Below are 19,301 nucleotides of genomic sequence, written 5' to 3'. Positions count from 1 at the left end.
GTTGCGATCTGGTGCGGAAACGTGGTGGCCGACCGTCACCTAGGCTGTTGAAGGCCGTGTTGTGAAGTCGATCGCGCTTCTCGGGCGAATGTCGTAACAGATTCCCGCGCATGGGGATATGGGACGAGTTCGCTCTTGTAAACTCGAACGCTTGACTCGCGGCAGTAGAGCGGTTCGTTAGTGAAGTATGTGCGTTCCATTATGCGGGTGCGGTCTTTAGGCGCGCAATAGGTGAGAGGTGTAATACCGGAAATGGCAAGGGATCGTCGTTCCGCACGCGGTAGTCGTCGCCGAGTCGGTCTGCTGTTCGGGAATTTGCTCGCCGCCGCTGTGGAGTCCGCCGCCGACGCCGTCGCCATCCGGTTCAACCCTTCGGGCGATCCGTCCGATGATAAACAGCTGACCTATCGCGAACTCGACGAGTTGTCCTCGCGCTTGGCGCGCGAACTCATCGAACACGGCGTTGGCGCGGGCGATGTGGTGGCGATCGGTATCGCGCGCAGCATCGAATCCGTGCTGGCGGTGTGGGCGATCGCGAAGACCGGCGCCGCGTACGTGCCCGTGGATCCCGGATACCCGTCGGACCGGATCGCGCACATCCTCTCCGATTCCGGTGCCGTCCTAGGGCTTACCACTACGGCATATCGGCCGGTGCTCGGCGCGACTGTGGACTGGATCGAACTCGACGACCCGGTACACGCCGGGCGCATCGCCGAACGCCCGGCCCATCCGATCTCCTACGCCGACCGGGTCCGTCGGCTCGACGAGCGCCACCCCGCCTACGTTATCTACACCTCGGGCTCGACCGGACGGCCCAAGGGAGTCGTGGTCTCGCACGGCGGCCTGGCCGGCCTGGTTGCCGCGCAGCGCGAACAGTATGCGGTGACCGGGGAGTCGCGGGTCCTGCACGTCTGCTCGCCCAACTTCGACGTTTCGGTGCTCGAGCTCCTACTGGCGTTTTCCTCCGGTGCGACATTGGTGATCGCGCCGCCATCGGTATTCGGTGGGACCGAACTCTCGGATCTGCTGCGACGCGAGCGCGTCACCCACATGCTCATCACCCCGGCCGCCCTGGAATCGGTGGATCCGGACGGTCTGCACGAGCTGCGGGTCGTCGTGGTGGCCGGTGACAAGTTCGGGCCGGAGCTGGTCGGCCGCTGGGCGGGCGAACGTGCGTTCCACAACGGCTACGGGCCCACCGAGGCGACGATTCTCGCCACCAGTACCCCACCGCTGGCGCCGGGCGAGCCCATCACGATCGGCTCGGCCATCGCGGGCATCGGTGCGTTCGTCCTGGATGCACGATTGCGCCCGGTGCCCGCCGGGGTGATCGGCGAACTGTATCTGTCGGGTCCCGCTTTGGCACAGGGATATCTCGGGCGGCCTGGCCTGTCCGCGGAGCGCTTCGTGGCCAGCCCCTTCGGTGCCGATATCGGCACGCCGGGCGCGCGGCTGTACCGCACCGGAGATCTGGTGCGGCGCACCGAAGAGGGCGGCGTCATCGAGTACCTGGGTCGCTCCGACTTCCAGGTGAAGATTCGCGGCTTCCGCATCGAACTCGGCGAGATCGACAACGCGCTCACCGGTCACCCGGATATCGACTTCGCGGCAACCCTCGGCAAGACGCTGCCGTCGGGGGCGACCGCGCTGGTTGCCTATGTGCTACCGACGGCGGGGGCCGACGTGGACACCGAGGGGCTCGGCGAATTCCTCGGCGAGTCGCTGCCCGCATATATGATTCCGGCCGCCTTCGTGGTGCTGGACGAGATCCCGCTGACACCGGTTGGCAAGCTCGACCGCGCGGCACTGCCCGAGCCGGTCTTCGCGCCCCGTGAGTTCCGCGCGGCGGAGACGCCGGTCGAGGAGATCATCGCCCAGGTATTCGCCGAATTGCTCGGGGTCGAGCGCATCGGTCGCGACGACTCGTTCTTCGCATTGGGTGGCGATTCGATCCTGTCGATCCAGCTGGTCTCGCGGGCCAAGGCGCGCGGTGTCGTCTTCACCGCCGCGGAGGTTTTCGAACATCGCACGGTCGCGGCCTTGGCCGAGATCGCCGCCTCGGCCGATGCGGTGGAGCAGCAGCGGCTGGCAGAACTGCCCGGTGGCGGGGTGGGCGAACTGCCGTTGCTGCCGATCATGGCGGCGATGCTGCCCAGCGACTCGTCCTATCAGCGGTTCTCGCAGACGATGGCGCTGCGGCTGCCCGACGGTATCGACCGGGAGACCCTGGTCGCGACCATCGGCGCGGTCTTCGACCACCACGACATGCTGCGCGCTCGGTTGCGTGAAGCCACCTCGGACAACGTCCGGACCTTCGAGGTCCTGGAGACCGGCGCGGTCGACGTCGACGCGCTGGTGCATCGGGTCGAGGTGCCCGCCGATATCGACGATGCGGAGTTGTCGCGGCGCGCGAGCGTCGAGTACGACGCGGCGCTTGGCCGACTCGATCCGGCGAATGCGGTGATGGTGCAGTTCGTCTGGTTCGCTTTCCCGCAGGGCGGTCGCCGTCGTGATGTCTTGCTGGTTGTCGCGCACCACATCGTGGTCGACGGAGTGTCCTGGCGGATTCTGATTCCGGATCTGGCGATGGCCTGGTCGCAGCTGGCGGCGGGGCAGCCGGTGACGCTGCCCGCCAACGGAACCTCGATGCGGCGCTGGGCGCACGCCCTGCGCGACGCGGCGCAGGATCCGGTGCGGGTCGCGGAACTGCCGTTCTGGCAACAGGTTTCGGGTACCGAAGACCCGCTGTTCGGAGCGCGCGCATTCGATCCCGCGGTGGACACCTTCGGCACCGTCGATCGCGTCGAGGTGACGGTGCCTGCCGAGGTGACCGATGCGCTGCTGACCGCGATCCCGGGCCGGTATCGCGGTGGTGTCAACGACGGCCTGCTCACGGCGCTGGCGCTGGCGGTGAGCAAGTGGCGTGGCGAAGGTGCCGGCGGTACCGCGCTGGTCAAGCTGGAAGGCCACGGCCGCGAAGAGGGGCTCGTTCCCGGTGCGGATCTGTCGCGGACGGTCGGTTGGTTCACCAGCGCCTTCCCGGTTCGGCTCGATCTCGCGGGCGCCGATATCGCCGAGGCGTTCGCGGGCGGAAAAGCCTTGGGCGACATCGTGAAATCGGTGAAGGAGCAGCTGCTCGCGGTCCCGGACAAGGGCCTGGGCTACGGCCTGCTGCGCTATCTGAACCCGGAGACCGCCGCCGAACTGGGCGGTGCACCCCAGATCAGCTTCAACTACTTGGGTCGAGTGTCGACGGGAGAGATCCCGGCGCAGCTCGGCGCCTTGGGGTGGGTGCCGGTCGGGGATCTGGGGCAGCTGGATGCCGAGATGGATCCGGATATGCCCGCGAACGGCGTGATCGACATCAACGCGATTGTCACCGACGGCGCGGACGGACCGCAGCTGGGTGCGTCGTTCGCCTTCCCGCGCGGGCTGTTGCCCCGGGAAAAGGCACAGGAGTTCGCCGACCTGTGGGTCGCGGCGTTGCACGCGCTGGCCGAGCACGCGCGGCATCCGGATGCCGGTGGCCTGACGCCCTCGGATCTGCCGTTGGTCACGGTCGGCCAGTCGGATATCGAAGTGTGGGAACGGAATTACCCGGCACTGTCGGATGTGTGGCCGCTCGCGCCATTGCAGTCCGGGCTGCTGTTCCACGCCCTGCTCACCGAGTCGAGCGTCGATGTCTACACCACCCAAACTGTCGTGGACTTGAGTGGCGACGTGGAGGTCGAGCGACTGCGGGCAGCGGCTCAGGCCATTCTGGACCGCTACCCGAACTTGCGGACCGCGTTCGTCGCCGGTGCCGGCGGCCACGCCGTGCAGGTGGTCCTGGACCGGGTCGAAATGCCATGGCGTTCGGTGGATCTGACGCAGCTGCCCGAGTCCGAGCGGTTGGCGGAATTGAAACGGCAGGTCGCGCTGGATCGCGAATCCCGCTTCGACATGTCGGTGGCGCCGCTGATTCGGTTTGCCTTGTACCGCACCGAACAACAGCAGTGGCACCTGGTGGTCACCTCCCACCACATCCTGCTCGACGGCTGGTCGATGCCGTTGCTGATGCGAGATGTACTGGTGCTCTACGCGACTCGGGGCGATCGGTCCGCGCTGCCGCGGGTGCCTTCCTACCGCACCTTCTTGAGCTGGCTGGCGGGCCGTGATCAGGCGGATTCGGAGCGGGCATGGGCGCAGGCGCTGTCCGGTGTGGACGAGCCGACCCAGCTTGCGTCCCAACCGCGCGCGGCCGAAGGCCGAGGTATCGGCAGGGTGGTCACCGAGATCGACGCCGACCGCACCCGCCGGATCACCGAGCGGGCCGCTGAACTCGGCGTCACCGTGAACACCCTGGTGCAGGCGGCCCTCGGCATCCTGCTCGGACGGCTCACCGGTCGCGGCGATGTGGTGTTCGGCACCACGGTGTCCGGCCGTCCGGCCGAGCTGCCCGGCGTCGAGTCGATGGTGGGCTTGTTCATCAATACGCTGCCGGTGCGCGTGCGGATCGACGGCGGGCTGGCGATCGGCGAGTTCTTGCAGTCGCTGCAGCGCGAGCAGGCCGCGCTGCTCGACCACCACTACCTGGGTCTGGCCGATATTCAGCGGATCGCCGGTGCCGGAGCACAATTCGACACCCTGCTGGTCTTCGAGTCCTACCCGATCGACCGGGACGCCATCACTGCCGCCAGTTCCATCGACGGCATGTCGGTGACCGGCGTCGGCACCAGCGACGATACGCACTATCCGTTGACGCTACTGGTGACCGCGACCGCGACGCTCGAGCTGACGTACAAGTATCAGGGCGAACAGTTCCGTGCCGATGAGGTGGAATCCCTTGCCGCCCGGCTGACCCGGGTATTGGAGGCACTGCTCGGCGATCCCGCGGTACGGGTCGGCAATATCGACATCATGTTGTCCGAGGCCGAGCGGGATCGCGTCCTGCTGGACTGGAACGACACCCGGCATCCGGTCGAACCGGAGCTGCTGCTGGACGGCTACCGCCGAGCGGTTCAAGCGCATCCGGATCGAGTCGCGGTGGCCTATGAGGGCGCCGAGCTCACCTACGGGGAACTCGACGAGAAGGTGAATCGCCTTGCCCGCCTGCTGATCTCGCAGGGTGTCGGCGCGGAATCGCTGGTCGGCCTCGCGGTCCGGCGCTCGCTGGATCTGGTCATCGGCATGTACGCGGTCCTCACCGCGGGTGGTGCGTACGTGCCCGTGGACCCGGATCATCCGGCCGAGCGCGTCGAGCACGTGCTGACGGCGGCGCGGCCGGTGTGCGTGCTCACCACGACCGCGGACGCCGTGCCGGTGCCGGATGGAATTCCGTTGCTGCACATCGACACCGCGGATTTGGACGGATTCGCCAGTACCCCGCTGGCGGCCGGGGAGCTGCTGCGGCCGGTGCGCCCGGAGAGCCTGGCGTATGTGCTGTTCACCTCCGGCTCCACCGGACGGCCCAAGGGCGTCGCGGTCTCGCACCGGGCGATCGGCAACCATCTGGCCTGGATGCAGTCCCGATATCCGCTGCATGCCGACGATGTGTACCTGCAGAAGGCCGCCTTCACCTTCGACGCCTCGATGTGGGGCTACTTCATTCCGCTGCGGCTCGGCGCCAAGCTGCTGATGGCCACACCCGACGGCCATCGCGACGCCACGTATATCGCCGAAACCATTGCGGCGCAGCAGGTTACCGTCACCGACTTCGTGCCGTCGATGCTCGCGGTGTTCGCCGCCCATACGCCCGCCGGTGCGATCCCCACGCTGCGGCACATCATCGTCGGCGGCGAGCTGCTGCCCGCGGAGACCGTGGCCGCGGTGCGCGCGGTCTGCGAGGCGTCGGTGCTCAACGTGTACGGACCGACCGAGACCGCGGTCGCCGTCACCACCTGGCTCGCGACCGTCGACGACCAGGGCGGCCTGCCGATCGGATCGCCGGTCTGGAACAGCCGCCTGTATGTGCTGGATTCGCGCCTGCGGCCGGTGCCCGCCGGGGTCACCGGTGAGCTCTACCTCGCCGGTGATCAGCTGGCCCGCAGCTATCTCGGACGCGCGGATCTGACCGCGGATCGGTTCGTGGCCAACCCGTTCGGAACGGGCGAGCGGATGTACCGGACCGGGGACCTGGTGGCCTGGAGCGCGCCGAGTGTCCTGAAGTACCTGGGCCGCACCGACTTCCAGGTAAAACTGCGCGGACAGCGCATCGAACTCGGCGATATCGAGGCGGCGCTGCTGGCGCAGCCGTCGGTGAGCCAGGCGGCCGTCCTGGTGGTGCCCACCGAACTCGGCGACCAGCTGGTGGCCTACGCGGTCCCGGCGCCCGGCGCACACCTCGAGGTGGAGCCGCTGCGTGCCGCGCTGGCGGGCACGCTGCCCCAATACATGGTTCCGGCCACGATCGTGGAGCTGGCCGAGTTCCCGCTCAACACCAGCGGCAAGCTGGACCGCAAGGCGCTGCCACGGCCGACCCTGGCCGGCCGGGAATTCCGTGCGCCGTCGACCCCGCTCGAGGAGATCGTCGCCGGTGTGTTCGCCGAGGTGCTCGGTGTGGACCGGGTGGGCGCCGACGACGACTTCTTCGTCCTGGGCGGCAACTCACTGGTCGCCACCCAGGTCGTGGCCCGGCTGAGTGCGGCGTTGGGCGCGCGGGTGCCGGTGCGCACGCTGTTCGACGCACCGGTGGTCGCCGACCTGGCTGGGCGCATCGTGCCGGATTCCGAGAACGCGGATCGGCCGCCGTTGACCCCGGCCGTGCGCCCGGAGCGCATCCCGCTGTCGCTGGCACAGCATCGGATGTGGGTGCTCAACCAGGTCGATACCGAGTCTCCCTCCTACAACCTGCCCTTCGCCATCCGGCTCACGGGCAATCTGGACGTACCCGCACTGCGCGCGGCCGTCGCCGATGTCCTGGAGCGGCACGAGGCGCTGCGCACGCGGTTCCCGGTCGACGGTCCGGACGCGACGCCGCGCCAGGACATCCTGTCGGTGGCCGAAACGCTGCCCAACGGGCTGGAGGTCGAAACGACCGCCGATCCGGAGCGGGTCGCGGCACTGTTGTCCGCCGGATTCGATGTCACCGAACATCCGCCCGTGCGCATCCGGCTGTTCTCGGACCCCGCCCGCGACGAGCATCTACTCGTCCTCGTCACGCATCACATTTCCGCGGACGGCGTCTCGCTGGCACCGCTGGCACGGGATCTGGCGACCGCCTACCTGGCGCGCACCGCGGGGATCGCCCCGGGTTGGGCTCCGCTGCCGGTGCAGTACGCCGATTTCGCGCTCTGGCAGCGCGAGGTCATCGGCACCGAGGACGACGAGAATTCCATTGCCGCACAGCAATTGGTGTATTGGCGGCGACAGCTGGCGGGTGTGAGTGAAACCGCGCGGCTGCCGCTGGACCGTCCACGTCCGGCGCAGGCATCGATGCACGGTGCGGCGACCGAATTCGCCGTGCCCGCAGACGTGCACGCCAGCCTGGCCGACCTTGCGCGCCAGCACAATTCGTCGCTGTTCATGGTCGTACATGCCGCGCTGGCCGCGCTGCTCGCGCGGCTGTCCGGCGGCTCGGATATCGCGATCGGCACGCCGATCGCGGGTCGCGGTTCGGCCGAACTGGACGACTTGGTCGGCATGTTCGTCAATACGCTGACCCTGCGAACCGATGTCGATCGCGATGCCCCGTTCGCGGCGTTCGTCGAGCAGGTCCGCGAGACTGATCTGTCCGCCTTCGCCAATGCGGAGATCCCGTTCGAGCGGGTGGTCGAGGAGGTACTGCCCGCCCGGGCCGTCTCGGCTAACCCGCTGTTCCAGGTGATGCTGTCGTTCCAGAACATCGAGCAGCCGACACTGGAATTGCCCGACCTGACCGTCTCGGCCGTCGATACCGGTGAGATAGTCGCGAAATTCGACCTGCAGGTGATCGTCGAAGCGCGCCGGCACGATGATGGCACGCCGGGCGAGCTGGTCATCGGCTTCGCCTACGCGACAGACCTTTTCGAGGAAGCCACCATCCAGGGCCTGGGCCGCCGATTCGAGCGGATCCTCGCCGCGGTCGCCGCCGATACGCAGGTAATCGTCGGTGCCATCGACATCCTCGACGAGGCCGAACGGGACCGGGCACTGGCCGCCCCCGCGCGGACCACCGAACCGGGCCCCGCCGCACAGCTCGAGCTGCTGCCGCAGCTGTTGGCCGATGCCGTTGACACCAATCCGGACGGCGTCGCGGTGATCTTCGCCGATGCCGCCGAACAGCTGGCGGAATGGGAGTACGTCGACCTCGACGAGCGTTCGAGCAGGCTGGCTCGACTGCTGATCGACCGTGGCATCGGCCCGGAGGATCTGGTCGCGATCGGCATTCCGCGCTCGCCGGAGTCCGTGCTCGCGGTGTGGGCGATCGCAAAGACCGGTGCCGGATTCGTTCCGGTGGATCCCAACTATCCCGCCGAGCGGGTCCGGCACATGATCGCGGATTCGCGTGCGGTGCTGGGACTTACGGTCACCGATATCGCCGCCGACCTGCCCGATGAGGTGCAGTGGCTGACCATCGATGCCGACGATATCGATCGGCGGCTCGACGACTACGGTGCCGATCCGGTGACCGATGCGGATCGGTTGCGGCCGTTGCGCGCCGCACATCCGGCCTATGTCATCTACACCTCCGGCTCGACCGGTAAGCCCAAGGGTGTGGTCGTCACGCAGGCCGGTTTGTCGAGTTTCTGCGAGGAACAGCGCGAGCGTTACCGGGTGACGAGCAGTTCGCGCACACTGCATTTCGCATCGCCGTCGTTCGACGCGTCGGTGCTGGAACTGCTGTTGGCCATCGGTGGCGCCGCGACCATGGTGGTGGCCGCGCCGACGGTCTACGGCGGCGACGAGCTGGCTGCCCTGCTGCGCAGGGAGCGGGTGACGCATGCGTTCATCACGCCCGCCGCGCTGGCGTCCGTGGACCCGGCGGGCCTGGACAAGCTCCGCGTCGTCATCGCCGGTGGCGAAGCCTGCCCACCGGAGCTGGTGCGGCGCTGGACGATTCCGATCGCCGGGCGGCGTACCCGTGAGTTCTACAACGGGTACGGGCCGACCGAGACCACGATCATGACCAATATCAGCGCGCCGCTGGTGCCGGGGGAGACCGTCACCATCGGCGGACCGATCCGCGCCATCACCGAGTACGTACTGGACGAGCGGCTCTCGCCGGTGCCGGATCGCGCCGTCGGGGAGCTCTACATCACCGGTGCGCAGGTGGCCCGCGGCTACCATGAGCGCCCCGCGCTGACCGCCGCCCGGTTCGTGGCCAATCCGTTCGATCGTGACGGCGCCAGGCTGTACCGGACCGGCGATTTGGTCCGCCGAACGGTCGACGGTGCGCTGGAATATCTGGGCCGCAACGACTTCCAGGTCAAGGTCCGCGGCTTCCGCATCGAACTCGGCGAAATCGACGCCGTGCTCGCGGCGCACGAAACAGTCGACTTCGCGGTCACCATCGGACACGAAATCGCCAGCGGTGCAACAATTCTCGTTTCCTATGTGCATGCCGCCGCCGGTGCGGCGGCCGATGCCGACGAGCTGACCGCATTCGCCGCGAACAGCCTGCCCGCGCATATGGTGCCGACCACCGTCATGGTGCTCGACGAGATTCCGCTGACCCCGGTCGGCAAACTCGACCGGGCCGCCCTGCCCGCGCCGGTGCTGCACACCAGGGCATACCGTGCGCCGTCCGGCCGTTGGGAAGAGCTGGTCGCGAGCGTATTCACCGAATTGCTCGCGCCCGCGACACCGGTCGGCGCCGACGACGATTTCTTCGAATTGGGCGGCAATTCGCTGATCGCCACCCGGCTGGCGGCGCGGCTGGGCGCCGCATCCGATACCAGGGTGCCGGTACGCCTGCTGTTCGAGGCGTCGACAGTTTCCGCGCTCGCGGCCCGGCTGAGTGAGAACGAGGCCGGAAGCGACCGTCCGGAGCTGATCGCCGGTCCGCGGCCGGAGCGGATTCCGCTGTCGGCGGCGCAGCAGGCCATGTGGTTCCTCAACCGCCTGGATACCTCCTCGTTGGCCTACAACGTGCCGATGGCGGTGCGCCTGAGCGGTGCCGTCGATACGCAGGCGCTGCGGGCGGCGATCGGGGATCTGGTGACTCGTCACGAGATTCTGCGCACGGTATATCCGCCGATCGATGCGGGCCCGGTGCAGGTGATCTTGCCCCCGGCGCAGGCGATTCCGCCGATGCTGGTGCAGCGCATCGACCCGGCCGAAATCGTGGATGCGGTGGCCACGTTGGCCAGAACCGCCTTCGATCTCACCGTCGAGGTGCCGGTCCGGGTCAGCCTGTTCGACCTCGGCGACGGCGCGAACGGGCGCGAATATGTGCTGGCGATGGTCGTGCACCACATCGCGGGCGACGGTTCGTCGATCGGCCCGCTGGCCCGCGATCTGATGACCGCGTATGTGGCGCGCAGCGCCGGACAGGCGCCGAATTGGGCCCCGCTGCCGGTGCAGTACGCCGACTACAGCATCTGGCAGCGCGAACTGCTCGGTGCCGAGGACGATCCGGAGTCTTTGGCGGCCAAGCAGATCGGGTATTGGCAGCAGGAACTGGCCGGATTGCCCGACCAGCTCGACCTGCCCTCGGATCGGCCGCGACCGCTGGTGCGCTCCTATGCCGGTGGTCAGGTGTCGGTGCGGATCGACGCCGAAACCCACAGCGCGTTGGCCGAATTGGCGCGCGCGCAGGGCGCCACAGTGTTCATGGTCGTGCATACCGCACTCGCTGTGCTGCTGGCGCGGTTGTCCGGGACGAACGATATCGCCATCGGTACGCCGATGGCCGGGCGTGGCGATGCCGTGCTCGACGACCTCATCGGCATGTTCATCAATACCCTGGTATTCCGAACCCGATACGACGGCGGCGCGGGATTCACCGAACTGCTCGCACGGCAGCGGGAGACCGATCTGCAGGCGTTCGCGAACTCGGATGTGCCATTCGAGCGCTTGGTTACTGTGCTTAACCCGGTGCGCTCGCCCTCGCGGCATCCGCTGTACCAGGTGGGGCTGTCGTTCCAGAACCTGGACCGCGTCGCACTGGAACTGCCGGGGCTGACGGTCGCGAGCCTGGATGTCGGCGTCGAGGTATCGCAGTTCGATCTGCACTGGTATATCGGTGACGCCTACGACGAGGCGGGCACGCCGCTGGGTATCGGCGGCATGGTCACCTACGCCGCCGATATGTTCGACCCCGCCACCGTGCAGGGTTTCGTGGACCGGTTCGCGCGCCTGCTCACCGCCATCGCCGGTGATCCCGGCGTGGTGGTCGGCGAGGTCGATCTGACCGAGGCGACCGAACGCGCCGCGCTGCTCTCGGATGCGGCCGACACGGCGCATCCGGTATCGGCGGATTACCTGCTCACCGGCTATCGCCGTGCCGCGGCGAGCACACCGGATGCGGTGGCCGTCGTGCACGACGAGACCGCATGGACCTATCGGGAATTCGACCAGCGTGTCAACCGCCTCGCCAGGCACCTGATCGCACAGGGTGTCGGTCCCGAATCCGTTGTGGCGCTGGGGATACCGCGTTCACCGCAGCTGGTTGTCGCGATGTATGCGGTGCTGACCGCGGGCGGCGCGTATCTGCCGCTCGATCTCGATCATCCGGCCGACCGGATCGGGTACATGGTGGCGACGGCCGAGCCGATCTGCGTGCTGACGACCGACGGCAATTCGGTACCCGTCACGGGAGTTCCCGTCATCGATATCGACACTCTAGAGTTGTCGGAATACTCCGGTGAGCCGGTCGATTTCGGCGAGCTGCGTGCGCCGCTGCACGCCGAGCATCCGGCTTATGTGCTGTTCACCTCCGGCTCGACCGGTCGGCCCAAGGGCGTCATGGTCTCGCACGGCGCGATCACCAACCAGATCGAATGGATGGTGGCGGAGTACGGGTTCGGTCCCGAGGATGTCTATCTGCAGAAGACGGCGACGACCTTCGACGTATCGCTGTGGGGCTACTTCGCTCCGCTGTGGGTCGGCGCTCAGCTGGTGCTCGCCGCACCGCACGGACAGCGCGATCCGGGCTATATCGCCGAGCTGATCGCCACCCACCGGGTGACGGTCACCGATTTCGTTCCATCGGTACTGCAGGTCTTCCTGGCGGCTGCTGTGGTGGAGCAATTGGCCTCGCTGCGTGCGGTTTTCGTCATCGGTGAGGCCTTGCCGCCCAATACTGTCGCCGATTTCGCCGCGCTATCGGATGCCGGACTGCACAACCTGTACGGCCCCACCGAGGCGGCGGTATCGGTGACATATCGGCCCGCGTCGATCGACGACCGGTTGACGGTGCCGATCGGTGTATCGCTGTGGAATACCCGCACCTACGTCCTGGATTCCCGGCTGCATCTCGTACCCGCCGGTGTCGTCGGCGAATTGTATTTGGCGGGAAGCCAATTGGCGCGTGGCTACCTCGGCCGTGCCGACCTGACCTCGGATCGGTTCGTCGCCGACCCATACGGCCCGACCGGCGCCCGGATGTACCGGACCGGTGATCTGGTGCGCCGCCGTGCCGACGGAGTACTGGAATATCTGGGGCGCACGGACTTCCAGGCGAAGATCCGTGGCCATCGGGTCGAACTGGGGGAGATCGAGGCCGCGCTGCTGGCGGATCCGTCCGTCGCCCAGGCCGTCGTCGTGGTGGCGAAGTCGGAGACCGGCGATCAGCTGGTCGCCTATGCGGTGCCCGTAACCGAGCTCGATGCCGATGTCCTGCGCGAATCGCTGGCGCACGTGCTTCCGGGCTATATGGTGCCCTCGGCCATCATGGTGCTCGAATCCTTCCCGGTGAACAGCAGCGGCAAACTGGATCGGGCCGCGCTGCCGCGGCCGGTCCTGCGCGCCCGCGAGTTCGTGGCACCGGCGACCGACACCGAGCGCGCCGTAGCCGAGGTTTTCGCCGAAGTACTCGGCATTGCTCGGGCCGGAGCCGAGGACGATTTCTTCGATCTCGGCGGTACCTCGCTGCTCGCCTTCACCTTGCAGCGGGCCCTGGCCACCCGCCTCGGCATCGACGTGCCGATGGCGGCGTTGTTCACCACGCCTACCGTGCGCGGCTTGGCCACTCGACTCGACAATCCGGACGAGACCGCGGCCGTGCTCCCGGGCACTGACACCGCGACGATCACCACCGACGCGGTGCTCGAACCGGAGATCGACGCTGCGGGTCTCGCACCGGCTCGGGTCGAGGCCCCGCGCGACGTACTGCTCACCGGCGCAACCGGATTCGTCGGCGTGCATCTGCTCCGGGAACTGCTGTCCAGTACCGCGGCAACGGTCTGGTGCCTGGTGCGCGGCGACGATAGCGAGCGCGCCTACAAGCGAATTCGCGGCGCCATGCAGCTGTACCGGATCTGGGATGATGCCTATCAGGGTCGGATCGTCGCTGTCGCAGGCGATCTGGCCGCACCCGGACTCGGACTCGACCAGTCCGACTGGGCCCGGCTCGCGGAGCAGATCGACACGATCTACCACAATGGAGCTCGCGTCAATCACATCGAGCCGTACGCGCGGTTGCGTGCCGCCAATGTGTCGGGCACCCGTGAGGTGCTGCGGCTGGCGACCACCGGTCGGATCAAACCGGTGCACTTCGTCTCCACGGTCAACGCCGTGATTCCGAATGCGCCCGCACCGGATTTCGTCGCCCGTGAGGATGCTCGAGTGCCTGTGGGCGAGGTATCCGGAAACGGTTATGTGGCAAGTAAATGGGTGGCCGAACAACTGATCCGCCAGGCCGGCGAGCGCGGTGTTCCGGTGAGCATCTACCGTCCCGGCACTGTGTCCGGTGATCCGCGGCTCGGGGTGAACAGCGTCGACGACTCGTTCTGGAACATGATCCGGGCGGCCGCCATTCTCGGACTCGCCCCGGATGTCGGCGACGCCACCATGTCGCTGGTGCCGGTGAACTATGTGGTGGGCGCCATCGTCGCGCTGGCGGATCAGCCGCCGGTCGGCGCGGCCTATCACCTGGTGAACACCCTGCCGGTGGCGATCGGCGATATCTTCGAATCCCTGCGCAGGAACGGGATTCCGATCGAGATCGCATCGATCGAGGAGATCGCGACCAAGCTGGCCGAGGAAGCGGCGGCGCGCGACGCGACCGGCGACGATTCGCTGGTGCGTGCCGCCTTGGTCAGCGGCAACTACGGCGGGGCCGCGGCCACGGTCGAGGACACCAATACCCGACTCGAGTTGGCGCAGTACGGTATTCACTGCCCGCCCATCGATGCCGAGGCCCTGGACGCCTATGTCAGGTCCTTCATCGATGCGGGTTTCTTCCCCGCCCCGAGCGACGTTCAGCTGTAGAGAGGAAAGTATGACCGCCGAAGCCCAGTCCCGTCCCGCCGCCGCCTCGGGCGCCTTCGCCCTCGGTGGTGACCTACCGGTCGCGCGCCTGGGCTACGGCGCGATGCAGCTGACCGGTGACGGTGTGTGGGGCGACCCGAAGGACCCGGACGAGGCCGTGCGTGTGCTGCGTCGTGCCGTCGAGCTCGGTATCACCCTCATCGATACCGCGGATTCCTACGGTCCGTTCGTCAGCGAAACTCTCATCCGCCGGGCGCTGCACCCGTACCCGGACGAGCTGGTCATCGCCACCAAAGCCGGGCTGGCCCGGCCCCGTCCCGGCGAGTGGGTGCCGATCGGTCGCCCCGAATATCTGCGCCAGCAGTTGGAATTGAGCCTGCGTCATCTCGGTGTCGACCGCATCGATCTCTTCCAGCTGCACCGGATCGACCCGCAGGTGCCGCTCGCCGATCAGCTCGGTGAGCTGGCGTCGCTGCAGCAAGAGGGCAAGATCCGGCATATCGGCCTGTCCGAGGTGACCGTCGCTCAGCTCGACAAGGCGCGCAAGATCGCCGATATCGCCTCGGTCCAGAACCAGTACAACCTCACCAACCGCAGTGCGGAGGACGTGCTCGAATACGCCGAGGCGAACAACATCGCCTTCATCCCGTGGTTCCCCATGGCGACCGGCGATCTCGCGCGTCCGGGTGGTCCGCTGGATTCCCTTGTGCGCGAGGATGCCAGCCCGTCCCAGCTCGCGCTCGCGTGGCTGCTGCGCCGCTCGCCGGTCATCCTGCCCATTCCCGGCACCTCCAGCGTGGCGCATCTCGAGGAGAACACCGCTGCGGCCACCATCACACTTACCGACGATGAATTCGCCGCACTGTCCGCGGTGAGCACCCCGGCATCGGGGGGAGGCGGGCGGGGTTGGCGTTCCCTGCTGCCGAAAGTGTCGCGTAGCTGAGAAGCGCCGGGTCCGCTGCCGAATGAATGCGGACGGGACACTCGGGAGGCGGCCGGAGCCCGGGGACGCGGCCGGAGCCCCGGGGACGCGGCCAGGAACCCGGCGAATGGGTCCGGGGACCCGGGGAGTCCGGCCAGGGACCCCGGAGAGGCGGCGAGGGACCCCGGAGAGGCGGCGAGGGACCTCGGGGAATCGGCCGGGTACCGGGGAATCGGCCGGAGACCCGGGACTTGGGTCGTGAGCGCCGACACCCGATTTCGATTCCGGCAGACGTGATGGCCACTGACCGATGGCATAGTGCAGCAATCGGATCGACGAGAGCAGCATGATGTACGAAGCACAACTGGTGGCCAATGACGCCGCCTATTACTACTTGGCCCGCTCCGGCCGGGTCACCGACTGGCCGATGTGGTGGATATTCGACAACGGCGAAGCGCCGCTGACCGCTGCCGATATCGCCGACCACTTCGGCGAACGAGCCGAACTGCTCGAACCGCTGCGCCGTCGGATCGAGGAGGTGCCCGGCGGGCTCGGGCACCCGTTCTGGGTGGTCGACGACAGTCCGGTCGACACCCACATCGTCACTCATGCTGCGGCACAACTGAATTGGGCACAGTGCCAGGACGAGATCGGGCGCATTCTCGAGCAACCGCTGGACGCTCGGGTCATGGCCTGGCAGCTCCACGTATTTCCGAACGTCACCGGTCTCGCGACGCTGAGTGGCGTGGGCACCGTTGTGCTGATGCATGTCAGTCATGCGCTGATGGCGGGTCCGGCCATGACATCGCTGTCGGAGGCGTTGTTCGCCACGGTGCCGTTGCGGATCGAGGGGCAAGGTCCCGCCACCCAGCGCCCGCGCCCCGCGCTCGCCGCCGTGGCGGGTGCGCTGCGCTGGCCGTTGCAGGCGCTGCGTTTCAATGTCCGCGTCCGACGTGAGATGCGCCGGATCGCCCGCGAAAACGACGACAGCGGACCGAACGTTCCACCGGTTTCCTCCACCCGGCTCAACCGCCGGATCGGGCCGGGACGCGCCATGCGGACGATCCCGTTGGAGCTGAGCCTCGTTCGTGCGCAGGGGGTTACGGTGACGTCGGTCGGCTTGACGGCGATATCGCACGCATTGCAGCGCTATCTCGAAAAACGGGATGGCAGCTGTCCCGACGATCTCGCGGTATTGGTGACCGTCGCGGTTCCCGACGCGCCGGTAATGGGGGTCAATCGTGTCGGTGCCGATGCTGTCGCCCTGGCAGCGGCGGAACCCGACCTCGCCGCTCGTGCGCGGGCGATCGACGCCACGCTCCGGGCGCGCCGCCACTCGGCGTCGAGCCGCAGGGAACTCAACCGTCTCGCACTCATCGACCTGCTGCCGAGCCGCACCTACCGGGCGCGATTCGGAACTTTCGGGCCCGCCGATCCGGACGCGCCTGCGCACGCGCACACGATCCTGACCAGTATCAGGTGCGAGCCGACCGCCGCATGGTCGTTGTCGGGCAAGCCATTTCGCTTCGCCGGCATGCTGCCGCCGGTGTATCCGGAAATCGGTTTGGCACATTCGTTCGTCGGCGCCGGCGACAGCTTCACCGTATCCGTGGCATGCGATCCGGCGATCGTCCCCGACCTGGACGATTACTGCGACCTCCTGCGGGAGTCGTGCCACGAAGTCGCGGCCGCCCTCGGACAGTCGCAGTAACGACTCGCAGCCCGGGCAGCTGTCGCCTCGGGATGTTCCCGCGCACCGATTGGGTGCCCTACCACTTCGAGACAAGACCTGGTCGGAGACGAACGTGCCTACCAGGCCACCGGCAGGGCCTTCGGTCCGCGCACCAGAAGGCCGGACTTCCACGGCACCTCGTCCACCGGTACGGCGAGGTGCAGGGTCGGGAACCGTCGCAGCAGTGATCCGAGCGCGATTTGCAGCTCCACCCTGGCCAGTTGCGCGCCGAGGCAGTGGTGCGCGCCGTGTCCGAAGGCCACGTGCGGGTTGCGTTCTCGGGTCAGGTCGAGGTCTTCGGGGTCGTCGAAAACCGTCTCGTCCCGGTTGGCGGCTTGGGTATTGACGAATACCGACTCACCGGACCGGATATCGACCCCACCCAGCTCGAGGTCCTCGGTGGCGATTCTGGGAAACGAACCGCCCGAACCCAATTGGACGTAACGCAGTAGTTCTTCCACCGCGTTCGGGACGAGTTCCGGTCTGCCGCAGAGCAATTTCCAGTGTTCGGGCTCGGTCAGCAGTACATAGGTGAAGTTGGCGATCTGATTTGCCGTGGTCTCGTGGCCAGCGATGAGCAAGCCGATACCCAGGTTGACCAACTCCGCCTCGCTGAGCTGGTCCTCCTCGTCGCGCGCGGTGACCAATGCGCCGAGCAGGTCGTCGGTCGGCTCTTCGCGACGCTGCGCCACCAGTTCGGTGAGGTATGCCTCCAGGCCCGCGCGTGCGGCGCTGATCTGTTCGCGGGTGTGTGCGGTGGTGGATAGCACCGTATCGGAGAAATCTCGGAATCGGTGCTGGTCTTGCGGTGGGACACCGAGCATTTCGCAGATCACGGTGACCGGCAGCGGCAACGCGAGCAGCTGCACCAGATCCGCGGGTGGGCCGAATCGCTCGATGTCGTCGAGCCGCTCGTCCACGATCTGCTGGGCGCGCGGGCGCAATGCCTGCACTCGGCGGCCGGTGAACGCCTTGACCACGAGCTTGCGTAGCCGTGTGTGCTCCGGTGGATCCATGCTCAGCAGCGAATCGCGGCGCGCGGGTTCCGGTGTGGTGCGCGGAATATCCTCGCGCTCGACCGCGGCCGCCCGACTGAATCTCGGGTCGGCGAGTACCTGTTTGACGTCCTCATAGCGGGTGACCAGCCAGCCCTCACCGCCGTAGGGGAGTCGTATGCGGCTGATCGGCTCTTCCTGGCGCAGCCGCGCGAAGAGCGGATCCATATCCAGGCGTATAGGGGTACTGAAGGGGAAGCTGCGCACCTCGTGGTCGACGGTCTCACCCGTCGCCCGGCTGCCACCCCTCATGGAATCGCTGCGCGATGCTGCCCTCATCTGAACTCCCTTCCGCGATGGCGGATGGTTGATGTAAGCGAGTGCTTACAACCGATGGTAGGGATCGACGCGGTGGCCCGTCAACGGGTGAATCCCGTTATGACGGTGGAAAATTCACATCCACCCGCTCCAGCAGCACTTGCGCGGCGCGCAGCACATGCTCGGCAACCGCCGCTGGATCCGCGCTGGCCAACGGATCTCGGCGGTGCACCGAGCGAACCAAACCGATGCCGAGCAACCAGGCGAGCAGGAGATCGGCGCGCAACTCGGCATCGGGTCCATCGGTGAGTGCGGAAAGTGCGCCCACGTACTCGTCGCCCAGTTCTCGCCGCACCGCGGCCGCACCCTCGTCATGTCCGCTGGAGCGCAGTGCGGCCTGTAGCCAATGTGCCTGTGCCGCAGAGTCGGTCGGCTCGAGCGCACGTGCGAGTAAGCGGCCGAGCAATGCCTCGGCAGGTCCCTCTTCGAGCACGCGCCGACCCCGATCCGCAATCGACGCGCGGAACAGTTCGTCCTTATTGCCGAAGTACCGGAACAGCAGCGCCTGATTCACCCCGGCCCGTGCCGCGATCTCACGCACCGTGGCGCGCTCGTAGCCGCGTTCGGCGAACAGTTGTTGCGCCGCCGCCAATATCGCGAGTCGCGTTGCGGCCGCATTCCTTTTGCGGCCAACGGGCTCGTACTCATCAGACATGGACCCTCCGGTTGAGCTCGACAGTGCAGCGTAAGTCGCGTTCCCAAAATTGGGAACGGGGATTGTGCAAGCGGCCGTCTCGTGCCGGTACTGTTGCGCACCTGGCATCGCTAAGAATTGGACCTCGATGTGGTGCTGGAGACGTCACGATGCGGAAAGGCGTTGGTCGCGCGGCCCTTCGGGTTCCATTGCTCACCTCTTGTTCCCCCTTGCCGGGAGGTGCCGGGGATAGCTGCTGCGACCTGCGATGGGTGCCGTTCGTGACCCCACTCCCGGTTGCGGAATCCA

5 protein-coding genes are annotated in these 19,301 nt (G+C 67.3%); 3 read left to right on the top strand and 2 right to left on the bottom strand.

What is annotated here, in order from left to right; genetic code table 11:
• The first annotated feature begins 252 nt into the window (after positions 1-252).
• The 3 genes from AB0J47_RS06910 (at position 253) to AB0J47_RS06900 (ending at position 16,964) form a co-directional block, all read left to right on the top strand.
• The gene (locus AB0J47_RS06910; RefSeq protein ID WP_364341427.1) at positions 253-14,331 is read left to right on the top strand and encodes an amino acid adenylation domain-containing protein; all 14,079 of its coding nucleotides are present in this window, start codon (positions 253-255) and stop codon (positions 14,329-14,331) included.
• A gap of 10 nt (positions 14,332-14,341) precedes the next feature.
• Positions 14,342-15,274, top strand: a complete 933-nt coding sequence (locus AB0J47_RS06905) for an aldo/keto reductase (RefSeq protein ID WP_364341425.1) — start codon at positions 14,342-14,344, stop codon at positions 15,272-15,274.
• A gap of 325 nt (positions 15,275-15,599) precedes the next feature.
• Positions 15,600-16,964, top strand: coding sequence for a wax ester/triacylglycerol synthase domain-containing protein (locus tag AB0J47_RS06900; RefSeq protein ID WP_364341423.1), 1,365 nt, complete (start codon positions 15,600-15,602; stop codon positions 16,962-16,964).
• A gap of 98 nt (positions 16,965-17,062) precedes the next feature.
• Here the strand turns inward: AB0J47_RS06900 and AB0J47_RS06895 are convergent, their stop codons facing one another.
• Together AB0J47_RS06895 and AB0J47_RS06890 are read right to left on the bottom strand one after the other, a co-directional pair.
• On the bottom strand, positions 17,063-18,319 hold the full coding sequence (locus AB0J47_RS06895; protein WP_364341421.1) for a cytochrome P450: 1,257 nt from the start codon (positions 18,317-18,319) through the stop codon (positions 17,063-17,065).
• 97 nt (positions 18,320-18,416) lie between these two features.
• A complete protein-coding gene (locus AB0J47_RS06890; protein WP_364341419.1) occupies positions 18,417-19,013 on the bottom strand; it encodes a TetR family transcriptional regulator in 597 nt (198 codons plus the stop codon).
• Positions 19,014-19,301: the final 288 nt, after the last annotated feature.

Origin of the sequence: Nocardia sp. NPDC049737 (genome assembly GCF_040674755.1) — a bacterium.
In the GTDB taxonomy this organism is placed as follows: Bacteria; Actinomycetota; Actinomycetes; order Mycobacteriales; family Mycobacteriaceae; genus Nocardia.
This window is presented reverse-complemented; position numbering and strand designations above follow the sequence as displayed.

What these genes read in the sequence shown, in the direction of transcription:
- AB0J47_RS06905 (WP_364341425.1), top strand. Translation starts at nt 14,342, where the DNA reads ATGACCGCCGAAGCCCAGTCCCGTCCCGCCGCCGCCTCGGGCGCCTTC.
- AB0J47_RS06895 (WP_364341421.1), bottom strand. Translation starts at nt 18,319, where the DNA reads ATGAGGGCAGCATCGCGCAGCGATTCCATGAGGGGTGGCAGCCGGGCG.
- AB0J47_RS06900 (WP_364341423.1), top strand. Translation starts at nt 15,600, where the DNA reads ATGATGTACGAAGCACAACTGGTGGCCAATGACGCCGCCTATTACTAC.
- AB0J47_RS06910 (WP_364341427.1), top strand. Translation starts at nt 253, where the DNA reads ATGGCAAGGGATCGTCGTTCCGCACGCGGTAGTCGTCGCCGAGTCGGT.
- AB0J47_RS06890 (WP_364341419.1), bottom strand. Translation starts at nt 19,013, where the DNA reads ATGTCTGATGAGTACGAGCCCGTTGGCCGCAAAAGGAATGCGGCCGCA.